General features: G+C 44.0%; 18 protein-coding genes. 14 read left to right on the top strand and 4 right to left on the bottom strand.

All coding sequences use genetic code 11. The annotated features are described in order from the left end of the window. Window positions 1–2: 2 nt before the first annotated feature. From ACZIX4_RS03005 to ACZIX4_RS03015, 3 genes are read right to left on the bottom strand one after another with little or no spacing between them, the layout of a single operon-like run. Window positions 3–3,179 (bottom strand): error-prone DNA polymerase, encoded by a 3,177-nt coding sequence (locus ACZIX4_RS03005; protein ID WP_463334128.1) that lies wholly within the window; start codon window positions 3,177–3,179, stop codon window positions 3–5. Beyond that, a complete protein-coding gene (locus tag ACZIX4_RS03010) occupies window positions 3,176–4,654 on the bottom strand; it encodes a Y-family DNA polymerase (RefSeq protein ID WP_463334129.1) in 1,479 nt (492 codons plus the stop codon). Before ACZIX4_RS03010 ends, ACZIX4_RS03005 begins: the two co-directional genes overlap by 4 nt. An 11-nt stretch (window positions 4,655–4,665) precedes the next feature. Further along, a complete protein-coding gene (locus tag ACZIX4_RS03015) occupies window positions 4,666–5,400 on the bottom strand; it encodes an ImuA family protein (protein WP_463334130.1) in 735 nt (244 codons plus the stop codon). A 116-nt stretch (window positions 5,401–5,516) separates the two neighbouring features. On the opposite strand from ACZIX4_RS03015, the gene ACZIX4_RS03020 reads away from it, so the two are divergent. The 3 genes from ACZIX4_RS03020 (at window position 5,517) to ACZIX4_RS03030 (ending at window position 7,347) form a co-directional block, all read left to right on the top strand. Beyond that, entirely contained in the window at window positions 5,517–6,281 is a 765-nt protein-coding gene (locus tag ACZIX4_RS03020; RefSeq protein ID WP_463334131.1) for an XRE family transcriptional regulator, read from the top strand. Between the two features lie 90 nt (window positions 6,282–6,371). Next, window positions 6,372–6,617, top strand: a complete 246-nt coding sequence (locus ACZIX4_RS03025) for a hypothetical protein (protein WP_463334132.1) — start codon at window positions 6,372–6,374, stop codon at window positions 6,615–6,617. Then, window positions 6,607–7,347 carry a zeta toxin family protein gene (locus tag ACZIX4_RS03030; RefSeq protein ID WP_463334133.1) on the top strand — a complete coding sequence of 247 codons (741 nt, stop codon included), beginning with the start codon at window positions 6,607–6,609 and terminating at the stop codon, window positions 7,345–7,347. The genes ACZIX4_RS03025 and ACZIX4_RS03030 overlap by 11 nt, the downstream gene beginning before the upstream one ends. Window positions 7,348–7,616: 269 nt before the next feature. Here the strand turns inward: ACZIX4_RS03030 and ACZIX4_RS03035 are convergent, their stop codons facing one another. Next, on the bottom strand, window positions 7,617–9,209 hold the full coding sequence (locus tag ACZIX4_RS03035; protein ID WP_463334134.1) for a helix-turn-helix domain-containing protein: 1,593 nt from the start codon (window positions 9,207–9,209) through the stop codon (window positions 7,617–7,619). Window positions 9,210–9,492: 283 nt separating this feature from the next. Here ACZIX4_RS03035 and ACZIX4_RS03040 point away from each other — a divergent pair, with 283 nt between their 5' ends. The 11 genes from ACZIX4_RS03040 (at window position 9,493) to ACZIX4_RS03090 (ending at window position 23,455) form a co-directional block, all read left to right on the top strand. After that, window positions 9,493–10,179, top strand: a complete 687-nt coding sequence (locus ACZIX4_RS03040) for a hypothetical protein (RefSeq protein ID WP_463334135.1) — start codon at window positions 9,493–9,495, stop codon at window positions 10,177–10,179. A gap of 65 nt (window positions 10,180–10,244) precedes the next feature. Continuing rightward, window positions 10,245–11,039 carry an AraC family transcriptional regulator gene (locus ACZIX4_RS03045; protein WP_463334136.1) on the top strand — a complete coding sequence of 265 codons (795 nt, stop codon included), beginning with the start codon at window positions 10,245–10,247 and terminating at the stop codon, window positions 11,037–11,039. 9 nt (window positions 11,040–11,048) lie between these two features. Continuing rightward, window positions 11,049–12,242, top strand: a complete 1,194-nt coding sequence (locus ACZIX4_RS03050) for a hypothetical protein (protein ID WP_463334137.1) — start codon at window positions 11,049–11,051, stop codon at window positions 12,240–12,242. A gap of 149 nt (window positions 12,243–12,391) precedes the next feature. Further along, window positions 12,392–12,850 carry a hypothetical protein gene (locus ACZIX4_RS03055; RefSeq protein ID WP_463334138.1) on the top strand — a complete coding sequence of 153 codons (459 nt, stop codon included), beginning with the start codon at window positions 12,392–12,394 and terminating at the stop codon, window positions 12,848–12,850. A 134-nt stretch (window positions 12,851–12,984) separates the two neighbouring features. Next, window positions 12,985–13,311 (top strand): DUF4134 domain-containing protein, encoded by a 327-nt coding sequence (locus ACZIX4_RS03060; RefSeq protein WP_463334139.1) that lies wholly within the window; start codon window positions 12,985–12,987, stop codon window positions 13,309–13,311. An 11-nt stretch (window positions 13,312–13,322) separates the two neighbouring features. Next, complete coding sequence (locus ACZIX4_RS03065; protein ID WP_463334140.1) at window positions 13,323–13,766, top strand: hypothetical protein; 444 nt, start codon at window positions 13,323–13,325, stop codon at window positions 13,764–13,766. Window positions 13,767–13,781: 15 nt separating this feature from the next. Beyond that, window positions 13,782–19,307, top strand: a complete 5,526-nt coding sequence (locus tag ACZIX4_RS03070) for a helicase-related protein (RefSeq protein WP_463334141.1) — start codon at window positions 13,782–13,784, stop codon at window positions 19,305–19,307. 4 nt (window positions 19,308–19,311) lie between these two features. Beyond that, window positions 19,312–19,635, top strand: a complete 324-nt coding sequence (locus ACZIX4_RS03075) for a DUF4133 domain-containing protein (protein WP_463334142.1) — start codon at window positions 19,312–19,314, stop codon at window positions 19,633–19,635. 1 nt (window position 19,636) lies between these two features. Beyond that, window positions 19,637–22,105, top strand: a complete 2,469-nt coding sequence (locus ACZIX4_RS03080) for a TraG family conjugative transposon ATPase (protein ID WP_463334143.1) — start codon at window positions 19,637–19,639, stop codon at window positions 22,103–22,105. A gap of 7 nt (window positions 22,106–22,112) precedes the next feature. Next, the gene (locus ACZIX4_RS03085) at window positions 22,113–22,829 is read left to right on the top strand and encodes a conjugal transfer protein TraI (RefSeq protein ID WP_463334144.1); all 717 of its coding nucleotides are present in this window, start codon (window positions 22,113–22,115) and stop codon (window positions 22,827–22,829) included. Window positions 22,830–22,840: 11 nt separating this feature from the next. Then, window positions 22,841–23,455, top strand: a complete 615-nt coding sequence (locus tag ACZIX4_RS03090) for a hypothetical protein (RefSeq protein WP_463334145.1) — start codon at window positions 22,841–22,843, stop codon at window positions 23,453–23,455. Window positions 23,456–23,461: the final 6 nt, after the last annotated feature.

Here is a 23,461-nt window from a genome sequence, read left to right on the forward strand (position 1 = left end):
ATTTACCTGAAATTCCGTCCCTTATGAAACACTTCTTCAGGGGCCTTTTCGTCAGAACGAGAGCGTGTTGATAGTGTAGCATCCTTATCGCTGTCCGTCATATTCTTTAGCAGATAAGAAAGGTTATAACACGAATTTGCGATGACGTGAATAACTTCACCTTCAATTTGTACCTTACCCTGCACCATGAGCAGGCGTGCCTGTACAATATCGCGGCGATAGGTTTCAAACACCTTACCCCATACCACCAGGTTGGCAAAGCCGGTCTCATCTTCAATAGTCACAAAAATAACTCCCTTGGCGGTTCCGGGCCTTTGGCGTACGGTGACCAGTCCGGCAACGCTCACCATATCACCGTTTGCCATCTTTGGGAGGCTTGCTGTTGGCATTACCCTCATGCTATAGAGTTGAGAACGTACGAAACTTACGGGATGCGCCTTTAACGACAACCCTGTGCTGGCATAATCTTCTACCACATGCTCGGCATTGGTTAATAGCGGAAGTTCCAATTGCCCTTCCGTGGTGCTTGCTGAAGGCTGCCCCTCAAACATGCCGATAGGGCTGTCCGATAAGGCGGATACTTCCCAAAGTGCCTGCCTGCGGTCCAGGCCGATGGAACGGAAGGCATCGGCATCAGCCAGTTTTTCGAGTGCAAACAAGGAAACACCAGCATCCAGGATTGAGTGTAACTGCTTAAAACCGTTTTGCCGTACTGCCATCAGCAATTCCATGTCTTCAGCAGGTAATCCCTTAACCTGCCTGAAACCCAAACGTAAGGCGTGATATTTCCCGGACTTTTTTTCTAAGGTATTATCCCATGATGAGTAGTTTATATCCACTGGAAGCACGTTTACACCGTGCCTGCGTGCATCGATGACAATCTGTGCCGGCTGGTAAAAACCCATGGGCATACTGTTGAGCAATGCGGCTGCAAACACATCGGGGTAGTAACATTTGATATATGAGGACACATAGACCAAAAGCGCAAAGCTGGCCGCATGGCTTTCCGGAAAACCGTAGGAACCAAAACCTTCGAGTTGCCGAAATACCCGGCGCGCAAAGGTTTCTTCGTAACCTTTGGCCATCATGCCCGCTACCAGTTTCTTCTCCCAGTCGCTGACCTTACCCTTGGCCTTAAAGGTTGCCATGCTGCGGCGCAGGCCGTCGGCTTCAGCGGGAGTAAATCCGGCAGCTACGATGGCAATTTCCATAGCCTGCTCCTGGAACAGCGGTACACCAAGGGTACGTCCTAATATTTCTTTAAGTTCCTCTGAAGGATACTCCACAGGGTCAATGCCGTCACGCCTGCGCAGATAAGGATGTACCATGTCGCCTTGTATTGGCCCCGGGCGTACAATGGCTACCTCGATTACCAAATCATAAAAACACCTGGGCTTTAAACGTGGCAACATAGACATCTGTGCGCGGCTCTCAATCTGGAATACACCCAACGTATCGGCATGGCTGATCATCTCGTACACGGCAGGGTCTTCGGTTTTATTGATTTCGGCAAGTGTGTAGGCTTTGCCGTAGTGCTGCTTGCACAGGTCAAAGGCCTTACGGATACAGGTAAGCATTCCCAAAGCCAGTACATCTACCTTTAGAAACCCGAGCGCCTCAATATCATCTTTGTTCCATTCGATGTTGGTACGCTCTTCCATACGCGCATTGAGGATTGGACACAGATCCGAAAGCCGGTCACGGGTAATGATAAACCCTCCGGTGTGCTGGCCAAGCTGACGGGGAAAGCCAACGAATTCCCTTGTGAGCTGTAATGTTTTCATCAGGTGTGGGTCGGCAAGGTTAAAGCCTTCCGAGGTAATGCGCCCACTATCCAGTTCATCACGGAACTCTGCAATAGAACCGGCAAGCCGGTCCACCGCATCGGTGGATAACCCCATTGCTTTAGCTACATCGCGTATGGCGCCCCGCCAGTGTACCTGTGTAACGGTAGCCACGATAGCAGCACGGTCACGCCCGTAACGCTCATAAATGTACTGGATGACTTCCTCACGGCGTTCGTGCTCAAAGTCCACGTCAATATCGGGCGGTTCGTCACGGGCATCGGACATAAAGCGGGCAAACAGTACCTTGAATTTGGATGGGTCAACAGAAGTAACCCCAAGGCAGTAGCAAACCACGGAATTAGCGGCCGAGCCACGCCCCTGGCAGAGGATATCACGGCTTCGGGCAAAGCGTACAAAGTCATATACGGTAAGGAAATACGAAGCGTAGTTTTTACTTGCCATAAATTCCAGTTCATAACGGATGGTTTCGGCTACCTTTTCAGGGATACCCAAGGGGAATTTTTCATGGGCACCTTCCCAGGCAAGCCTTTCGAGTTCCTGCTGTGGGGTGCGCCCACCGGTAGTGATCTCTTCAGGGTAAATATAGGTAAGGCTATCCAAGGAAAACTGGCAGGCATCGGTTATTTCGCGGGTAGCTTCGAGGGCTTGGGGGTACTGCCGGAAAAGGCGCTGCATCTCATCGGCAGGTTTTAAGTAACGCTCGGCATTTTGATGCAGGCGGAAACCTGCCGAATGTATGGTGCATTTTTCACGGATGCAGGTAAGTACATCCTGCAATTGCCTGCGTTCCAGACTGTGGTAGTGCACATCATTTGTTGCGGCTAATTTGATTCCCAAACGTTCCGACAACTGTGCCAGGCGGTACAACCGTTTATTATCGTTAGCCTGGTAGGAGCGGCTCATGCCGAGATATAATGAATTTCCCAAATGCTCCTTATATTCCTGAAGCGCTGTTTTGAAACCATCCTCAAAATCAAAAGCTTCATTGAGCGAAAGTGGTGGCAGGGCAATAAACCGCATGCCTTCTGCATATTTGTACACATCGGCTTTATAGATACGGCACTGTCCTTTTTCAGTGCGCAGGTTGCCAGTAGAGAGTAATCCTGACAACCTTGCGTAAGCATCCTTATTTGTTGGGTAAGCAAGCAATGGCGGACCATCTAACAGGTCGAGCCTGCATCCCACAATAAGCCGCATCCCTGCGTTTTTAGCTGCTACATGTGCGCGTACTATCCCGGCAAGTGTATTACAATCTGTAATTGCTATTTCAGTGTAGCCCAATGCGGCAGCCTGCCCCACGAGTTCTTCGGGATGCGAGCCGCCACGCAGGAAACTGAAATTAGAAGTTATATGTAATTCGGTATAACTCATGCAAAATATCCGTGTAAAAACCACTGGGGCTGGTCGCCATCGTAAGGCCCGGACCGGAACAGCCAGTATCGCGCGCCGTTTTCATCTTCAACGATATAATAATCCCTGTACAGGCCATCAGAGAGCCACCATTCCTGTTCAATGCGTTCAGGGCCGTCGGCTTTAACCACGGTATGCCGTGTCCCTTTGTGGCGGAAAAGCATAGGGGGATAATCGGGCAACAATGCCGTTACAGCGATAGCTTCCGGGACAGGGAGCAAATGCACGGGGCGCGGCAGGTCGGTACGCCATTCCGTAGCTTGCTTTTCCCATAAAGGTGAAGCTTTTTTAATGGCACGCTCGGGCCAATGGTGCTCAGCAGGCAGGTAACGGCTGACGGCACCGGAACCTATCTTTGCGGTCACGCGGTCCATCAGTTCCGCCACCTTACGGTCGTTTTGGGAAGCCGCACGCCAGATGGCGGCCTGCACGTCAGTTACCGGCTCTACCTTTAATGCTTCCAGGATGAAGACTTCAAAGCCAAGTTCGGGCTGTAGTGTCGCTATTTTATGCTCGAAAAGCTTAAAGAGATGGGAAACATTGCATGAAGGATGGCTTGTCCCGATTTCAATCTGCTGTAGCATACCATCTGTACGGTAACATTTTAAATGCGCATTACGCAATCCAAGGCCTTCTGATTCCAGCCTGAGGCAAAGTGTCTCCAGAAGCTGTTGCAGGGCAATGGTAATACCAGCCGCTGAGGAAATAGGTTCCATGCTTGTAAGCCGTTCCTGATAGGGCTCTACAGGTTGCACAGGTGTTATCCATTCTAGTTCCGTTCCCAGTGCCTGGGCTAACCTTTTTGGGAGTTCAGCACCGAAGCGCCTACGGAGCGCTGAAGGTGCTATATCCATAAAACTGCCAATAGTACGCATCCCCAGCTTTTGAAGCCGCGCCAGTATATTAGTTTCCAGGCGCAGTGCTGCAGGCGGTAAAGGCTGTAATGCCTGCTGTTGCTGCCCACGGGCAACAATTGAAATGCTACCATAATGTGCCATAGCCCAAGCTGCGCTTATCGTATCAGCTATGGCCAGACTTGCGGTATATCCATAACCTGAAAGCATCTCCTGGATATGTGTAAGATAAGCGGCCTCACCACCCCAAAGGTGGGCACAGCCACTAATATCCAGAATCACACCATCAGGCAGGTCAACCCCGGCAACAGGCGTATATTTAATGCACCATTCAGCAAGTGCCTTTAAGAGCTTTTCAGCCCTTCGGGGTTCAGTGTCCACCATATCCAGTTCCGGGAATATTGCCTTGCAATCTGCCAGTACCATACCCACCCCGATACCCTTTTTTGCAGCGGCAGGGTTTACGGCGTCAATTACCATACGTCCACGCTGGCGTGAGGCCATAACGAAAGACTTTCCTTTGAATTCAGGCTGTTTCCGCGCCACATAATCTGTGAGCAGGTAAGGAAACGATATGGACATATAGCGAGGCATTATCCGGTACGGCTTTGATTTAGGGATAGGGTAAAATCCTGTTGTTTGATAATATTAAAACGGTTGTCCTGCCAGGTGACCTGCCAGGCATGTGGCCTGCCGTTACGCACTTTTACCAGTTGGACGTCCCAGGCACTGTATCCTACACCAGGTAAATTATCGGTAATGGTACTGGGCAATGGTATAATTTTCCATCTGCTGGTACACGCCACCGCATTTTCCGATACTGGGCAATAGCGGTGTATAAAACCGGTTACCCCGCTGTTTTCCACAACCAATTGCAGCCTTCTGGAATCGGTGAAACTGAGTTCCCGCACTTCCCCAATTACGGCAGTAAACGCTTCACACTTCAGGGCTTCCTCAATGATCCAAAGCGCTTCTTTTGGTCGCGTAATATGGATAAACACAATCTGGTTGGGTTCTAGCCCGAAATGTTTCAACCCTGCAGGGTACATTTTCATGCCGCCAGCTACCCAGAGGCAAAAGCCTCCGTCTTTAGTTAACTTACTTATTATCCCACTGACAAAGCCTGTTGTGGCCGCGGCATGGGTCGGCTCATAGCTTATAAATTCATGGATTGCCCCGGTTGGGAACGTATTGCCCGGAAAGGCTGCTGAAAAAGGCGTAAGCAGGTTATAGGAAGGCTCATGGGGTGCTTTCCCCAACCCCTGCAGGGCATTGATTTTTGCCTGTAGCTGCCTTGCGAGTGTTATTTTTTCTGTTGCGGGTTTCACTTCTTCCTTAATTAATAATTTGCTTATTATCCAAACGTCATTTCCGGTATTACAAAGTTAGGATATATATTCCCTATTTTTTTTATATTTGTCGGGATAAATATTCCCAAACATCTATGTCTCTATTTTCTGATAATATTAGGTATCTCAGGATCAAAAAAGATTTTTCCCAAGAAACAGTGGCACAGCAAATGGCTATAAGCCGGGACAACCTTGCAAAATATGAGCAGGGGAAGTCACAGCCCCCCTATGAGACCCTTATCCGTCTATCGCGATATTATCATATAAGTATTGATTTACTTTTAACTGTAGACATACGTAAAATTGATATGGACCGGCTTATAAAATTGGATGACAACCGTATTCTTTTACCTATAACGGTTGACCGGAACGGAGACAACTTTATAGAGATTGTCCCGCATAAGGCACAGGCAGGTTACTTAAGTGGCTACAGCGATCCTGAATTTATAGAAAGCCTGCCACACATATCTTTACCAGTGCAGGGGAGTGGTAAATTCAGGGCTTTGCCCGTAACGGGTGATTCCATGCCCCCACATCGTGATGGTGACTGGATTATTGGTAGGTACATTGAAAATATTTTGGAAATAAAAGATGATAGTGCTTATGTGCTTTTGACCAAAGATGAAGGTATTGTCTATAAGAGGTTAAAGAGACAGGGAAAAGATAGCCTTCTGCTTGTGTCGGATAATCCCTATTATGAACCGTATGTCGTAAAACTTTTCAATGTGCTTGAAATATGGCAGTATGCGGGGAGTTATACCAATAAGGAATTTAATCCTTATGAAATGCCTCCGGAAAACATAAGAGAACAGCTTAATAGTATCCGCCAGGAGATAAGAGCCTTGAAAAAGCTTAAATAATCAGCCTGGATTTTTGGCGGTCGATGTAAAATTATTCGCGTCGCTGTAGAAGAAAATTCATTAATTTTGTAAATGTAATAGAGAGTTGGCATGAAAGAGAATAAAATGGTATTCCGTAAAGATAATGGACAGACACGTTCATTGGAGGCAGCCGGGGAGGCAGCTGCTGCAAATGCCCTGCGCCATGCTAAGGCATTAGACCTTACGGTAACTTACATAGAAAAAGGAAATGTTGTTGAAGAGTTGCCCGACGGGCACATACGGATTATTAAAAAGGTAGAGCAACCTGAAAGCCCGATTACCTTAATTAAAGGAATGATACTTCATGCCCGATAAAAGAATACGGATTTTTGCAGGTCCAAATGGATCCGGCAAAAGTTCCCTTTTTACCGAATTTTCAAAGCGCTATAATACAGGGCCTTTTATTAACGCTGATGAAATCGAAAATATACTGGTTACCAAAGGACTCATAGACCTTAAGGAATTGGGTATAAAGGCTACACAGTATGACCTCGAAGAATTTTCAAAATTACCTTCATCATCAACCTTACTTGAAAAAGCAGCACATGCAAACCATCCTATTGATGTTTTGGTTGCGGAAAATTGTATCGTTGACCGTTCTAAGGAATCCCATAGCTATGAAGCGTCTTTCACTGCTGCTTTTGTAAGGTACTTACTGGTACAGCAAGGCAAAACGTTTAGTTTTGAAACGGTTATGAGCCATGATTCCAAGATAAAAGAGATTAGTGATCTGGTAGCCATTGGCTATAAAGCCTATCTTTATTTTGTGTGTATTGACGATCCCGATGTAAACATATCCAGGGTTGCAAACAGGGTAGAGAAAGGAGGGCATCCGGTTTCAAGGGATAAAATACAAGAACGTTACTTCCGAACCCTTGGATTACTTCATAAAATGCTGCCGCATTGCTACCGGGCATATCTTTTTGATAATTCAGGCAAGAGACAGGTAATCATTGCCGAGGTATATAATGGAGCATTGGAATTAAAAACGGATGCGCCGCCTAAATGGTTCGTCGATTATGTTCTTCCATACTATACAAACTAAAATATTTTTGAACATTTAAGCCATTAAAAGGTGAAATTAATAGATTGCAAAAAAGAGATTAAGGAACGGGTTTACTTACTTGATGCTATATTACGCCACAATTCAGATACACATCAAATTAAAATCAAGTTATTAGAGCCTTGTAACGTTCATAACACTGATATTTATTATATCCAATGCAAATACTACAAAGAAATATCGCCCAATATTTTTGGAGAAATCCTATTGGCCAATAAACTTAGCGATATATTGAATGAATATATTGCCTATTAAACCAATCCTCCAATATAAGAGGCAATTGATTTTCCCATACGATCCTGAAAAGCCTTAGAGAATTTTGCAGTACTGCTAAATCCTGCTTCATCTGCCAGCGCTCCGCTTTTATAGTTTCGCGTCTTGGGGTCATTTTGTAGTAAATCAATAATGTAGTTAATCTTGAGATCATTTATGTAGTCCACATATTTACGGTTATTTCTTGCCTGCACCGCTTTTGCTAAGTATTTTGGATTGGTACCAAGCATTTTTGCTACATTATTTGCACTGACATCCCGTTCAAGAAACTTCTTACTTTGTTCAAACTGATCTAAACTTCTCTCAATTTGAGACTGTGCTTCCGGGCTTAGTTTATTTTCATTTGCCTTAGGTTCCTGATTATGCCTTTTTTTAAGATACCTGATTGTTTTCGAGCAGTACAAAGCAAATAATATAGTAACACATGCTGAAGCTATTATTATTACCCATTTTCCGATTGCTATTTTTAATTTGTCTTTTTTCTTCTCCAGTATTAATTCTTTTGTATCATACTCCTTCCGGATGTGATTCGAAAGATATTTGTAATTGTGTGTCAGTAACGTATCAATTTTAAGTAGTTTGTCTAATACCTCAACCCGCAGTTCAAGTTTGTTATTTACTTTATAATACCTTGCCAATAGTTCATACGCTTGTCTTTGATCGGGTCTTAGGTACATAGTATAATCATATATACTATCAACTTTTCCGAAATATTCGACTGCTTTATCCTTATCATTTATTTGCCAAAAGCATTTACCTAAATAAAAATAAGTAACTGAAAGATGTGCAAAATCATTCTTTGTCTTAAAGTACGTTAGTGAATTTCTTAAGCCCTTAATTGAACGTGAATAGTCTTTTCGGTAAAATTCATTTATAGCTTCGGAATTTTCAATGTAGGGGAGCATACTATAATTTCCCGATTTCCTGCTTTCGCTCAGCGCTAGGTAATTTAACGAGCTGGATCGCTCAATATCCCCCGTTTTATTATAGCAAAGGCTGAGACTGTGAAGGCTGGCAAGATAGGCTGTTGTACTCTCCTTTTTGTAATATTCAAGTCCATCTTCTAGTAGGCTAATTGCTTCATGATAAAATCCCAGGTAATATTTTATAAGGGCAATATTGTATTTTAATTTATATTTTAAATAATCGTCATGAGATTTCAGGAGACAGCTATCAGACTTCATATAATATGAGAATGCTGTTTTATAGTTTTTTCGATAGTAATACAGGATTCCGGTAGTGAGGTAAGCCGACCCTATAATATCATCGTCCTTGGTTATTTTTGCCGCATAGATCATGCTATCGGCATAAATTTTTTGACGATTTTCAGCTACTTCATAAATGTAATTTTTATATCCGTTTACAAGCTCCCGATAATTGTTTTCCTTTTTCGCTTTTTCCAGGTATTTTTTAAGATACATCTGGGCTATCTGAGTATTCTTATGTTTATAAATTAATTCATCAAGTTCTTCATAATTTTTTTGTGATACTACCGCTGATATGGGTTTTGCCTGAGAAAATGAGTAATAACTATTCAGCAGTATTATTACTGCAATTGTAATCCGTTTCATTAGTTGTGTATTTAAATTTAATTTTTAATTGACACTGAAACAGCAGAAATATATTTTTTACATTTTAAAAATAATAAAACAGAAATGCATAAATGTTGAAAATATCTTAAAGTTTATATTTGATTTCGAGAAAAATATGTGCTTTTTTCTCGAAACCAACACTTAAACATTTTGATGGTGCAGCATTCAAAAGTAGTTTTGTATTGAATTCACGCAAGACAATCAGATGTCCTGTACCCGGGTAAATGGACTGAATTTTCAGTAACATTTAAATTATCTCAAAATGAAACTTTTTAAAACACACTTGGTTTTAGTACTATGCTTAAGCCCTATATTAACATGTTGTGAGATAGGTGAGATACCTACAAGCCAGAACAAATTAAATTCTGTTCTCAAAAACATAAATGAAGCAGCCAATCAAGATAATCCACGGGATTCGATAGGTTCAATGTATAGCTCTTATTATGATATCTTGGATCTTGGATTTGACGAACAACTTGCCTTTAATACTGCTTACCTCAGTATAATTGAAACTATAAATGAAGATGTTTACGGTTCAGTTACAGTCACGTACGAGCAATTATTGAATTATAATGAAACTGATGTTTCATTAAATGATGTAATTAATGGGACATCAGTTTCTGCAACCTTAAAAGAAGCTTTTATATTCTACTTTTCCGGGATTCATCAACTCAGCGAAATCAATGCTGAATACGATGATTTATACGACTATTCCGTTTTATGGGAGTCGGGTATAGAAAATCAGACAAGACTATCCGAGAATGAAAAGGAAATTGTATATGCAGTTACTGCTGTGTGCCGGTACCAGGCAGACAAAAGGCGTAAAAAGAGGAAACATGACCGCGATTGGGAACTTTCAGTAGGCAATGTAGTTGGCCTTATAGAACAGGGCAATGAAGAGCCAGCAAATCTTATCGCTACAGCGTTGATGATGGATGTAATAAATTAATAATGGCCCCAAATGGAATAATCTATTTGGGGTTACATTTTATATGTCTGATAATAAAAACACACATGAATATTATTTCCATTGAAGAATTGCGCCCAGGGATATTGCATTTAAATGAAAGTAATTTGTCATGTATGATAATGCTTTCAATAGGTGAAGCTGTGATTGATTCCTTTACAGGATGTAATACGGTTATATCCCCAAGTATAATACATTTATCGGAATCGCTGCAATCATCGACATTTAAGCTGGTAAAAGGCTCTGCTTACCTGCTTAAATATGACAGGGACATTCTATATGAAGTATTTCGGGCAACACATATTGTATTTCACCCTCTTTTGAGCGTGAATCAACTGAGTATATTTGCAATTGAAAATCAGGATGAGCAAATGTTCCGTGATTTTTTTAGGGGTATGCATTTGTTTTCTGGTTCTGACAGGTTTTCAATATCAATAGTTTACCATATTTTTAAATGCACAATCAGTGCCTTTATAGCGTTGTCTGATAAAGGGGCTGAAATAAATTCAGATTTTACGACTACAATAGTTTATAAATTTTATTGTTTAGTGGAACAACATGCCTCAAAACATCATCATATTAGCTTCTATTCCGGGAAGTTGCACATGTCCTCAGGTAATCTTACCCGTATTATAAGGCAGCGTATACATACAAATCCGAAAAAAATCATTGATGATTTTATAATTGCAAATGCGAAATTATTATTAGAAGATGTTTCCTTGCCAATTTACCATATTGCTGAACAATTGAATTTTGATTCAGCGTCGTCTTTTAGTACTTTTTTTAAGAAAAGGACTAAGCAGACACCCATTGCTTACAGAATACGTTTGAATAAAATTTAAGATACTATCATGGCTGATACTTATCCTTTAGAGTGGCTGGATAATTTTGTTTCTATAACAATTAATCCCCGCAGGCTTCATTTTAGCCCGATTTTCAAAACGGAATTGCAGGACATGGAAGAAGCCATTCCAAATGAAGGACTTAAAGTGATGGCTCAATTAAAGAGTACAATATTTAGTCTTCATAAGAAAAGTCAGATCAGATTATTAATTGTGAAATATCATTCTGTGTTGATTGTACTCTTAGACATTGTTATGGAAAATCAGCAGCGCAATGCATACCCACCCGAATTTTCAAAACTTACAAGGATTTTGGTCAGTACACTTGATGAAATATTGTCCTTTATAGAATTGCGATTTTCTGGTTTTTTAAGTCTTGATGAACGGGTACCATTAACATATTTACAGGTTTCTAAAAATGAGATACAGCAAAAGTTTATATTGATTTCAGACCTATTACATAAACAGAATACCGATGTGCAGCTTATCGAAATTATTTTTGAAAAACTCCAAAAGTTTGTGGGCGACAAGAAAGAAGTTACAGTCACTTTTAGGGATTTATTTTATAAAAAAGAGCTTGTGAACTCAATAGAGAGATTTGAGATATATGAAAGGCAGAGTGCAGTTTATGATATACTCATTGAGCTTTTGGTGCACCTGAACTACAACAGCCGTAGATTTATAAATTATATTACACATCTTATAACAGAGAGAATCAGTTCATTTAAAAATAATTTGGAACAATTGGACAATCTAAATTTTTATTTAAAAGAATTTAAGCAGATTCGCTGTAAAAAAGGAATTGCACTGAATTCTAATTATCCTTCCATTACAACCTCAATAACCAGATGGTTTAAAAATGAAATTTTGTACCGTGAAAAGAAAGTTTCCTTTGCTACCCATTTAAAAAACGCTCCTCCTTTGGAAGCAAATAATAACAGTTTAAAAGCTCATTCAATTTTATTTAATCTTTCAGTTGATCAAATTGGTTTGATATTAAGGGGAGCCGATGATACGAGGTTAATAAAAGCCAAATCACTAAGTGAGGTATTTAAATCTGCTACAGAATATATAATTACTCCTAATCAAGGGCGTGTTTCTTTTAACTCAATGAGATCGAAGTCCTATCATCCACAGCAAACTGATAAGGAAAAAGCTATCCTCGCACTTCAAAAGATTATAGATAAAATAAGGGACTATTAGATTTTTGGGGTACAACTTAGGGTACAACTTGGAGTTGTACCTTGTTCGGCTTTTAATTATGCTTTTACTTTGTCCTGTAAATCTTACTGAAATTATTGAGATATCATCTTACTATATCCAAATGATGTCGAACAATAAATTGTAATGGTATGTTTACAGGAATTTCATGGGGTAGTTATTTAACATTGTTTGCCCTCCTTTCAGTATTATGGTATGGTTATGTGCTCTTTCGTTACTACCAACCCGAAATCAAAAAACTTACGAGTAGAAAAAAAAGCGCGGAAGATAACTTTTCTGATAGTGCAGGTACAAATTTTTTCATTGAAGCAAAAGAAGAAATTACCTCTGCCGGAAGTTTTAATGAATGGCAGGATACCACACAGCAGGATGTAGGCCATCTGATGCACCGTATTAAAGAAGCAGCGGGTAAAGCCAGCGAAAATACCTTTAATAAAAAAGAGTTTTCCGGCTACTTAAGCTTAATCCTAAAAGAATTTACTTCATTGAAAGATTCGCCATACCGGGGTGCTATCAATGAATTTATTGAAAGTACATGCGAAACCAAAGGGCTTGTTTTCTCACAGGAAGAAGCGGATCAGCTTTGGTAATCACCTAAAAATATTGCAGGGAGATTTTGCCCGCCCGTCCCGGTGCGATAGGCAATACGTGACAGAAAGAGAGGGAATGCGGCTGCCATTATCCCCCTGCTATCTTATTGACTAATCTGAAAAAGGAATGGAGTATGAAAAAGAGAAGGAAACTTTTGATAAGTGGCCGCATCATTTGCGCCCTTACCGTAGCGGTACTATTGACAGTACAGGATGTGAATGCACAGGACGGCCTTGCTGGTATTAACGAGGCCAACGACCAGGTACGCAGTTATTTCGATGCAGGCTGTAACCTGATGTACGCCATTGGCGCAGTGCTCGGCCTTATTGGGGCTGTGAAGGTGTACCAAAAATGGAATGCGGGCGACCAGGATACCAGCAAAGTGGCGGCAGCCTGGTTCGGGAGTTGTATTTTCCTTGTGGTGGTAGCAACAGTAATCCAGTCGTTCTTCGGCGTATAAGGAGATGCGTTATGGAAACGCTATTAAAGGAGGCGTTGTGGGACTACATCGTAGAACACAACCCGGAGCTGATGTACGACCTGCAGGAAGCCTATGAGGTAACCAAATACCTCGACAACAAGGTGCACAGCGTGCAGCCTATGGCTATCCAGCTACTGCAAGACAATTATCCCAAATATCTTATTGAAGCGCGTTGCCTTGACGCCCTTACTGAGGACTTAAGGCCTTCCCGCTATTTGTACCTAAAAGGCATCTTTGAAGAAGAATTTGCCGATGAGGCGGCGCTTTATGGGGATTCAGGGATATTGGTCTGCGAGGTCATCAACATGCTGGAGTATTGCAGGGAACTGTTGGATGAAATGGGCTTTTCAGTCCATAATGAAGAGGATCCGGGTATCCGGAATGCGGTGATTGGCCATTTGTATGGCTTTTTGTATGCGGAGCATGAGATGTGATGAAAGGACGGGGTTATGGCGTACAATATCAGGGAAAAGCTGCAAGGCAACATCGCGGCAATTGAGGCGGCCATCGCCTGGGACAACGGTGCTGAGCTAACGGATGCCATGCAACAGGCTTTACGAAGCTATGCGGGATTTGGGGGCATTAAGCCCATATTATACCCAAAAGGCGATGAAGGAAGCTGGCTTGCTAACGGTGCCACCCAGGCCGATTTGAAACTCTACCCTGAGATGATGCGCCTCCACGATATCCTTGAAAATGCTTTTGGGCAGCAGGGCTACCAAGAAGTTGTAAGCTCATTGCGCAACAGTGTATTGACGGCTTTTTATACGCCCGAAGTGGTGCCCAAGGTATTGTATGAAACACTCAGCAAGGCGGGTTTAGCTCCCCAAAGGCTTTACGAGCCCTCGGCCGGTGCAGGTGTTTTTATACAAGAAGCAGAAAAGGTTTTTGGTTCGTTTGGACAGGTAACAGCAGTTGAAAAGGATAAGCTAAGTGCCCTAATACTGGCCGCTGTGAACAGCACCAATAACTCCAGTACCACAACGTATCACAGCCCATTGGAGGAGGCACCTACCGATGACAACGGTACATATGACCTTGTGGTCAGTAATATACCTTTTGGGAACTTTAGTATATACGATCCGGCATTTCCGGATAAGGCATTATCAGGAAGGATTCATAATTACTTTTTTGCTAAGGGACTGGATAAACTGGCCGAGGGCGGTGTGATGGCTTATTTGACCACCAATGCTTTTTTGGACAGCCCTTCTAACCATGCGGCCCGGGAACACCTGTTTGTACATGCTGATTTTGTAAGCGTAAGTGTAATGCCGGATAACCTGATGAGCGATACCGGCAACACCCAGGCACCCAGCCACCTGCTTATTGTGCAGAAGAATTCGGCCAAGCAAAGTTTATCCGAAGAGGAAAAGCTGCTGGTGCAGTCTGTAAAAGCAGAAAACAGCTTTGGTACTTACGATGTCAACCGCTACCTGCTGGAACGCCCGGAACTTATTGTGGGTAATGAAGTCAAAGCCGGTACCGACCAGTACGGCAAGCCCCATCAGGTAGTATGGCAAAACGGAGACCTTGATGGTATTTCAGAAAAACTGGCAGGAACCATCCGTGAAGGGATACAGGACAGGTTTAGCCGCCAAAGATTTGAACAGGCGCTACAGGATTATACGTTTGCGGCAGTTGAAAAACCGAAGCTGACCTATACCAAAATGCCTGAGCGGAAAGAAATTGACGCGCCGATACAGTTAGGCCTGTTTGATGCATTGCCCGCTGAAAGCCTTGGGCGTGCAGGTGACTACATCAATGAAATGGATGCCACGGTGGTGGATAAAAAGTCGGGGCGTATCCTGAGTACCGTCCGTACACAGGACAACCCGGAACATGAAAGCGTGGTGTTACTGGCAGCGCGCCTTTTGAAAGGCAAGCAGTACGTGTACAAGATGTACTCGAATGTCAAAGAGCTACAGCCGATGCCCGCTAACTGGATGGCAGCCGGTCTTCTTACCCATGAGATTGCCTCGGTGTCGAACCAACTGCAAAAGTTCGGGCATGAGTACCGCTATGAGGGCGATGCAATGTTGGAGAAAGCCTTCAGGCTAAAGGAAGAGAAAGCCCTCGAACTGGAACTAAAACCTTTCTATACGGAAGGGACTTTGGTAGTGCTTGACGGCGCAGCAGGTACATTGCGTAACATCAGGCCGGAAACCAAGGAAGCTGATTTTTACCCTTTGGCCAGCCAGGGAAGCGTGGCAGTCTTAAATCACTATGTGCAGCTGAGGGATATGTACCAGGTTCTCTTTGTACGTGACCAATCCGGGCATCCGGATGAGGCACTTCGCAAAAACCTGAATGAGATGTATGAGGGTTTTACGCGCCAATATGGGCCACTGAACCATCCCGCCAATGCAAGGCTTATTATGGAAGATACGGCTTTTGGGATTACAATGTTGTCATCACTGGAGCGTAGAGAAGAAGGAAATTTTGTAAAAGCGGATATCCTGACGGCTTCCCTAACACAAAAGGAAGAAAGGTATTACACCGATGATGTAGTTGAAGCACTCGCCCGGAGCCTTAACGAAACCGGGAAAGTGGATTTGGATTTTATTACTGCTGCCACCAGCCTAACGAAGGAAGAGGCAATACAGCAGTTGGGCAATCATATTTACCAAAATCCATCCACAGGAAATTTTGAAACCCAGGATGAGTACCTGAGCGGTAATGTGGTAGAGAAACTAATGCTGGCTAAGGCAGCTTTGGAGTCGGAACCGGACAACATACAATTCCATAAAAGCATGGAGGCACTTGAAAAAGTACAGCCCGAGCGGATTGGTTTTGAATTGCTGGACTTTAACCTTGGTGAGCGGTGGATACCGGAGCAGTATTACGAGCGTTTCGCTGCTGAGTTCTTTGAAACGGATGTACAGGTAAATTACTTTGAGTCGCTGGATGCCTTTAAGGTCACCATGGCGCACAACACTAAGGTAGATAACGAGTATGCGGTAACGCCTAAGAGCGGCAGGACTACTTACGGTTACACCATGCTGGAGCATGCACTCGAAAACACAGCGCCCTTTTTTACCTATGAGGTCAAAGGCGTAGATGGCAAAACGTTTAGGTTGCCGGATAATGAGGCCATACAGCTGGCGCACCAAAAGATTGAAGCGATACGTAGCGGTTTTATCGGCTGGCTGGATGATCTGCCCCAAACCGACAAAAAGGAACTGGAACAGCGCTACAACGATACGTTCAACTGTTACCGGCTTAGGGAATACGACGGTGGCCATCTGACCTTTCCCGGCCTTGACCGTAAGGCACTGGGTATTGATGATTTGTACAGCTCACAGAAAAATGCGGTGTGGCGCATCATCCAAAACCGGGGCGCACTGGTAGACCATGAAGTGGGTTTGGGTAAAACTCTTACTATGGTGGTAGCCGCCCATGAGATGAAGCGGCTCGGCATCTCTCCCAAACCGATGATACTGGCGCTGAAGTCAAATGTGAGCCAGATAGCCAAGACCTACCGGCAAGCCTATCCCGGTTCGCGGATATTATTTCCGGGGGAGAATGATTTTTCGCCAGCCAAAAGGACACGGCTGTTCCATGAGATCAAGAACAACAATTGGGACTGTATCATTCTAACCCACGACCAGTTCGGCAAAGTACCACAGTCGCCAGAAATACAGAAAAGCATCTTTAACCAGGAGCTTATAAGTATTGAGAAAGACCTTGATACGGTAATGGACCTTGGTGGCGACATTTCCAAAAAGATGCACAAGGGGCTTGAGGTACGCCGGAATAACCTGGATGTAAAGCTGAAGAACCTTGAGCGGGAAATGGAGGAAAAAAAGGACAAGGGGATTGATTTTGAGCAAATGAACGTGAGCCACCTATTTGTGGATGAGTCGCATAAGTTCAAGAACCTGACTTTTACCACACGCCACAACCGCGTGGCAGGCTTGGGCAATATGCAGGGCAGCCAGAAGGCACTGAACATGCTCTTTGCGGTACGCACGCTTCAGGACAGGTACGACAGCGACCTATGCTCTACATTTTTATCGGGTACTCCAATATCAAATAGCCTGACAGAGATGTATCTCATATTTAAGTACCAACGCCCCCGTGAGATGGAACGTCAGCGCATCTCGAATTTTGATGCCTGGGCAGCGGTTTATGCCCGTAAGACGACCGACTTTGAGTTCAGTGTGACCAATGAGATTGTGGCCAAAGAACGCTTCAGGCACTTTATCAAGGTACCGGAACTGGCACTCTTTTATAATGAGATTACCGATTATAAGACGGCAAGGCACATCAGCCTTGACCGCCCGGAGATTGCAGAAACACTTGTCAATATTAAGCCCAGCCCCGAGCAGGAAGACTTTATCCGCAGGCTGATGGAGTTTGCCAAGAGCGGCGATGCCCGGCTTATCGGAAGGGCACCACTTACCCGTGAAGAAGATATGGGCAGGATGCTCATTGCGACAAACTATGCCAAAAAGATGGCGGCAGATATGCGCCTGATTGATGAAAGTTACAGCGACCACCCCGATAACAAGGTCAATACCTGTGCCCGTAAGGTCGCAGAAATTTACCAAGATAGCAGCCCCTACAAAGGTACTCAAATTGTGTTCTGCGATATCGGAACCCCTAAGCCGGATGCCTTTAACCTGTACGATGCGCTTAAGGAAAAACTGGTAAGGGACTTAAACCTATCGGCTAATGAAGTCACCTTTATCCATGATTGGAGCGACAAGCAGAAGCCGGAACTGTTCCGTAAGATGAATGCCGGGGAAATACGGGTACTGGTAGGGAGTACCGATAAGGCCGGGACAGGGCTGAATGTGCAACAGCGCGTGGTAGCCATGCACCACATGGACATCCCGTGGAAGCCTTCGGAGTTTGAGCAGCGCAACGGGCGTGGCGGACGACAGGGTAACTGGGTAGCAAAAGAGCATTATGGAAATAAAGTGCAAAACTATATCTATGCTACCGAGCAGTCGCTGGACAATTACAAATTCAACCTGCTTAAAAACAAGCAGACCTTTATCAGCCAGATGAAAAATTGCGAGCTGAACGTCCGCACGATTGATGAAGGGTCTATGGATGAGCAAAGCGGTATGAACTTCTCGGAGTACATCGCCATCCTTTCCGGGGACACCTCTCTGTTGGAAAAGTCAAAACTGGAAAAGAAAGTAGCGGTTTTAGAGGGGGTGCGTCTGGCGCATTACAAAGAACTGGCAGGCAATAAAAACCAACTTGAATATTTGAATAATGAGAAAGAGTCAAAAACAGCCACTTTACAAAAACTGGAAGCTGACGCGGTTTTTTATAAAGACCGGCTTGTCCATGAAGCGGATGGCACGAGAGCCAATCCGATACTGCTGGAAGGCCGCCACATTGCGGACCCGGAAGATTTAGGCAGGCGCATTATCCAACTTTACAGGGAATGGGCACCACAGCCCGGTGAAGCGGAAGGCAAGCGGATTGGCTCATTGTATGGTTTTAACCTGTATATCCGACATGAGCGCGAAATGGTTCGGGAAAAGGACAACTACCGTTTTTATTATTCTAATTCATTTTATGCCCAACGTGAAGACGATGGGGTCAAATACACCTACAACAAGGGCGCACCCAATATTGACAACCCGAAGCTGGCGGCACGGTACTTCTTGAATGCTATTGACCGGGCGGAACCCCTTAGTGAGAAGTACGCCGAGGAAATCGAAAAGATCAGGGATCAAATCCCGAAGCTGGAAAAGCTCTGTCAAAAGCCTTTTGAAAAGGAAGAGGAATTACAGGGTATGAAAGTACAGCTTGCAGCTCTGGAAAGGGATATAGGCCTTAAGATACAGGAAAAGCAGTTGCTGACTGAAGAAACCCAAGGGGTGCAGGAAAATAAATATGTGCCGGATAAAGGAAGTGACAGCACGGTTGGCGGCAATGAAGCTACTGTTGAAAAAGATAAAATGCAGGGATTAATGTATGCCCAACAGCGAAAAAATAACCGAATGAAATTTTAAAGTCATGGCAAGCGTATACCAAGTAAACAAGGGGATTAACCAAAGCATTGAATTCAAAGGCCTAAAGGCGCAGTACATCTGGTACCTGGGTGGTGCGGTAGTCGCGCTAATGGTGGTGTTTGCTATCATGTACATTATCGGTCTTCCTTCATTAGTCTGTATCGGTGTAATTGGCGTGGCGGGTACGCTGTCGGTCATGCACATTTACCGGCTAAGCCATAAGTACGGCGAATACGGGCTGATGAAAGCCCTGGCAAAAAAGCAGCTGCCGAAAGTCCTCAAACTGAAAACCCGAAATGTGTTTTTCTTAAACCAAAAAAGTAAGTAACATGGAAAAGCAAATAGAACAGATATTGCCCATAATGGCTGTAGAGCACGATTGTATACTCTCTAAACAGGGCGATGTGACGATTGTGTTCAAAGCAGAGCTGCCGGAACTTTTTACCCTGTCGGATCAGGAATACGAGGCGTTCCACCAGATTTGGCTGAAAGCATTGAAGCTTTTGCCTAAGCATACCGTGTTCCACAAGCAGGACTGGTTTCTGGAAAGCCGTTACCAAGCGGATTTTTCAAGTGAGGATAACAGCTTCCTCTCGCAAAGCAGTGAACGCTTCTTTAACGAGCGGCCATTTTTAGATCACAGTTGTTACATCATGCTGACTAAAAAGCCGGAGGGACGTAAAAGCGTTAGCTCGGTATTTTCAAGCCTGCTCAAACGTAGCATTGTCCCTGAAGAAACACTTAGCCCGCAACTGTTACAGGACTTTATGGACAGCGTGGGCCAGTTTACCCGTATACTGGAAGACAGCGGCTTTGTAAAACTAAAACGGCTTACCGGAAAAGAACTATCCAGCAGTGAAAGTAATATGGGGTTTATTGAGCAGTACTGCCTTTTGGCCGAGCGTCCGCACCCGTTTGTATTTGGCGATATAGCGCTTGAAGACGGCCTGAGGGTAAACGATAAGCACTGCCAGTTGTATGCCCTTGCCGATGCGGCAGACCTGCCGGGATTATGCGGTTCGCGTATCAACTATGATAAGTATTCGACCGACCGCACCAAGTTCAGCATCGGGTTTGCGTCAACCCTTGGGCAGCTCTTATCCTGTAACCACATTTATAACCAGTACCTGTTTTTAGATGACCCGCAAAAGACCATCCAGAAAATGGAGGCCAAAAGGCTAAGGTTGCAGTCACTTTCAGGTTACAGCAGGGAAAATAGCATTGCCCGGGATGCCACTAATGATTTTTTGAATGAAGCCATTAGCCAACAACGCCTTCCGGTCAAAGCCCATTTCAATGTACTGGCTTGGACCGATACCAAGGAGAAGCTGAAAGAGATTAAAAATATGGTATCCTCATCCCTGGCGCAGATGGATGCGGTAGCCCGGCAGGAGACCGTAGGTGCCCCGCAAATATGGTGGGCGGGTATGCCCGGCAATGCGGCAGACTTCCCGATGAACGATACCTTTGACACCTTTGCGGAGCAGGCCACCTGTTTCTTCAATTTAGAAACCGGTTATCGCTCCTCGCTTAGCCCGATGGGCATCCGCCTTGGCGAGCGCCTTAACGGCAAGCCTGTCCATGTAGACATCAGTGATGAACCGGTTAAGATGGGTATTTGTACCAACCGTAACAAGTTCATATTGGGGCCATCAGGTAGTGGTAAATCGTTCTTTACCAACCACATGGTTCGCAGCTATTATGAGCAAGGGACGCATATCGTGCTGGTGGATGTAGGGCACAGCTACAAAGGGCTGTGTGATATGGTAAACGGCTATTACTTTACTTACACCGAAGATAATCCGATACGTTTTAACCCTTTCTATATTGGCGAAGGCGACACACTGGATACCGAAAAGAAAGAAAGCATTAAGACATTACTACTGGCACTTTGGAAAAAGGATGATGAGGCTTTTAAGCGCAGTGAATACGTGGCCTTATCCAATGCTATTGGCGGGTATTACAGTTACTTGGACAAGAATGCGGAAATATTCCCCAGCTTCAATTCCTTTTATGAGTTTTTGAGGGATCATTATGTTGGGGTATTAGAGAATGATAAGGTAAAAGAAAAGGATTTTGATGTGGATAATTTCCTTTATGTACTACGTCCGTATTACAAACATGGTGAGTTTGATTATCTGTTAAACGCTACAGAAAACCTGAACCTGTTACAAGAGCGCTTTATCGTTTTTGAGCTGGACAACATCAAAGACCATCCCATACTTTTCCCGGTAGTAACCATTATTATCATGGAGGTGTTCATCAACAAGATGCGTAAAATGAAAGGCATCCGTAAGATGATACTGATTGAAGAGGCCTGGAAAGCCTTAATGAAAGAGGGCTTCGCGGAATACATTAAATATTTGTTCAAAACAGTCCGCAAGTTCTTTGGAGAGGCTATTGTGGTAACCCAGGAAGTGGAGGATATTATTTCCTCGCCGATTGTAAAGCAGGCGATTATCAACAACAGCGACTGCAAGATATTGCTTGACCAAAGCAAGTACCAGAACAAATTCGACCAGATACAGGAGTTGCTTGGGCTTACCGAGAAAGAAAAGGCATTGGTATTATCGGTTAATAAAGCGAACGACCCGGCCCGCAAGTACAAGGAAGTGTTTATCTCGCTTGGTGGTGTGCTTTCTAAAGTGTACCGCACGGAAGTGTCGCTGGAGGAATATTTGGCCTATACCACGGAAGAAACCGAGAAAGTAAAGGTTCAGGCTTACGCCCAAAAATTTGGAGGGGACATTAAAAAGGGCATTGCTGCCCTGGCTAATGAAATGAGGAACAATAAATAAATTGGCTATGGTACTAAAGAAGATTACAATAAGCCTGCTAACCCTTGCCTTGACGTTGGCACCAGCCATGCCGTTAACAGCTGCCCCGGTTGCAATGACTGAAACCAGCAGTGCTACAGCGCTGCCATTGCTGACCATCATAAAAGAGGCACTAAAGAAAATCATTAAAGCCATTGACCTGCGTATCCAGCGGCTGCAAAACAAAACAATATGGCTGCAAAATGCACAGAAGCAGATTGAAAATGCCTTGTCAAAGCTGAAACTGGATGAAATATCCGAATGGACAGAAAAGCAAAAAGAACTTTATAAAGGCTACTATGAGGAGCTTATGAAGGTAAAGGCAATGGTTTCGTATTACCAGCGCATCCGTGATATTGTCGATAAGCAGGAGCGGTTAGTCAGTGAATACCAAAATGCCTGGGGGCTGTTGCAACAGGACGACCATTTGAATGCTGATGAACTGGCCTATATGGAAAAAGTCTATAACGGCATTCTGGGAGAAAGCATAGAAAATATTGACGTGATTTTTATGGTGGTAGAATCCTTTACGACTTCCATGAGTGATGCAGAACGCCTTGAAATGATTAATGAAGCGGGAGACCGTATCGAGGCGAATTACGACGACCTGAAACTGTTTAACAAGCAGAACATGCTGCTCAGCCTGCAACGGGCGCGTAGTAAGGCAGATGTGGATATGATAAAGAGAATGTACGGCTTACCTTAAACCATGATGTTATGAAAAAGATGATTGTATTGTTACTGTTTTGCTTTTGCATTGCAAGCCCGGCAAGGGCTCAGAATAAAACCATAAAGACCATGCTGGAACAGATTGTTGCCCTTCAGGTATATATCGGTTATGTTCAAAAAGGGTATTCTGTTGTAAAGAAAGGGCTTGATGTCATCGGAGATTTTAAACGTGGGGAATTTAACCTGCATACCGATTACTTCAATTCTTTAGCGAATGTTAACCCGGAAATAAAGGGATATGTCCGGGTTGGAGAAGTGCTGTTGTTACAGGGAAGGATATTGGAACGGTGCGATGATACCCGCGGTTTACTGCAAGGCAGCCCGTATATGCGCAACGACGAACTGGAATATCTTGAACGGGTCTTTGCGAGATTGCTCGACGATTGCGAAACATTGCTTGATGAACTGGAGGCCGTTACCACGGACAACCAACTGACCATGAAAGACAGCGAACGCCTACAGCGCATAGACGTCTTGTATGAAAAGATGCTGGATGCCTATAATTTTTGCGAACAGTTTACCGGCGAAACCAAAGTACTGGTACAGTCCCGCAAAAGAGAAAATGTTGACACGGAAATGGCCCGAAGGCTACAGGGACTTTAAAGGTTA

This window comes from Flavobacterium niveum (assembly GCF_055231775.1).

What these genes read in the sequence shown, in the direction of transcription:
- ACZIX4_RS03005 (WP_463334128.1), bottom strand. Translation starts at nt 3,179, where the DNA reads ATGAGTTATACCGAATTACATATAACTTCTAATTTCAGTTTCCTGCGT.
- ACZIX4_RS03010 (WP_463334129.1), bottom strand. Translation starts at nt 4,654, where the DNA reads ATGTCCATATCGTTTCCTTACCTGCTCACAGATTATGTGGCGCGGAAA.
- ACZIX4_RS03020 (WP_463334131.1), top strand. Translation starts at nt 5,517, where the DNA reads ATGTCTCTATTTTCTGATAATATTAGGTATCTCAGGATCAAAAAAGAT.
- ACZIX4_RS03025 (WP_463334132.1), top strand. Translation starts at nt 6,372, where the DNA reads ATGAAAGAGAATAAAATGGTATTCCGTAAAGATAATGGACAGACACGT.
- ACZIX4_RS03030 (WP_463334133.1), top strand. Translation starts at nt 6,607, where the DNA reads ATGCCCGATAAAAGAATACGGATTTTTGCAGGTCCAAATGGATCCGGC.
- ACZIX4_RS03035 (WP_463334134.1), bottom strand. Translation starts at nt 9,209, where the DNA reads ATGAAACGGATTACAATTGCAGTAATAATACTGCTGAATAGTTATTAC.
- ACZIX4_RS03040 (WP_463334135.1), top strand. Translation starts at nt 9,493, where the DNA reads ATGAAACTTTTTAAAACACACTTGGTTTTAGTACTATGCTTAAGCCCT.
- ACZIX4_RS03045 (WP_463334136.1), top strand. Translation starts at nt 10,245, where the DNA reads ATGAATATTATTTCCATTGAAGAATTGCGCCCAGGGATATTGCATTTA.
- ACZIX4_RS03050 (WP_463334137.1), top strand. Translation starts at nt 11,049, where the DNA reads ATGGCTGATACTTATCCTTTAGAGTGGCTGGATAATTTTGTTTCTATA.
- ACZIX4_RS03055 (WP_463334138.1), top strand. Translation starts at nt 12,392, where the DNA reads ATGTTTACAGGAATTTCATGGGGTAGTTATTTAACATTGTTTGCCCTC.
- ACZIX4_RS03060 (WP_463334139.1), top strand. Translation starts at nt 12,985, where the DNA reads ATGAAAAAGAGAAGGAAACTTTTGATAAGTGGCCGCATCATTTGCGCC.
- ACZIX4_RS03065 (WP_463334140.1), top strand. Translation starts at nt 13,323, where the DNA reads ATGGAAACGCTATTAAAGGAGGCGTTGTGGGACTACATCGTAGAACAC.
- ACZIX4_RS03070 (WP_463334141.1), top strand. Translation starts at nt 13,782, where the DNA reads ATGGCGTACAATATCAGGGAAAAGCTGCAAGGCAACATCGCGGCAATT.
- ACZIX4_RS03075 (WP_463334142.1), top strand. Translation starts at nt 19,312, where the DNA reads ATGGCAAGCGTATACCAAGTAAACAAGGGGATTAACCAAAGCATTGAA.
- ACZIX4_RS03080 (WP_463334143.1), top strand. Translation starts at nt 19,637, where the DNA reads ATGGAAAAGCAAATAGAACAGATATTGCCCATAATGGCTGTAGAGCAC.
- ACZIX4_RS03085 (WP_463334144.1), top strand. Translation starts at nt 22,113, where the DNA reads ATGGTACTAAAGAAGATTACAATAAGCCTGCTAACCCTTGCCTTGACG.
- ACZIX4_RS03090 (WP_463334145.1), top strand. Translation starts at nt 22,841, where the DNA reads ATGAAAAAGATGATTGTATTGTTACTGTTTTGCTTTTGCATTGCAAGC.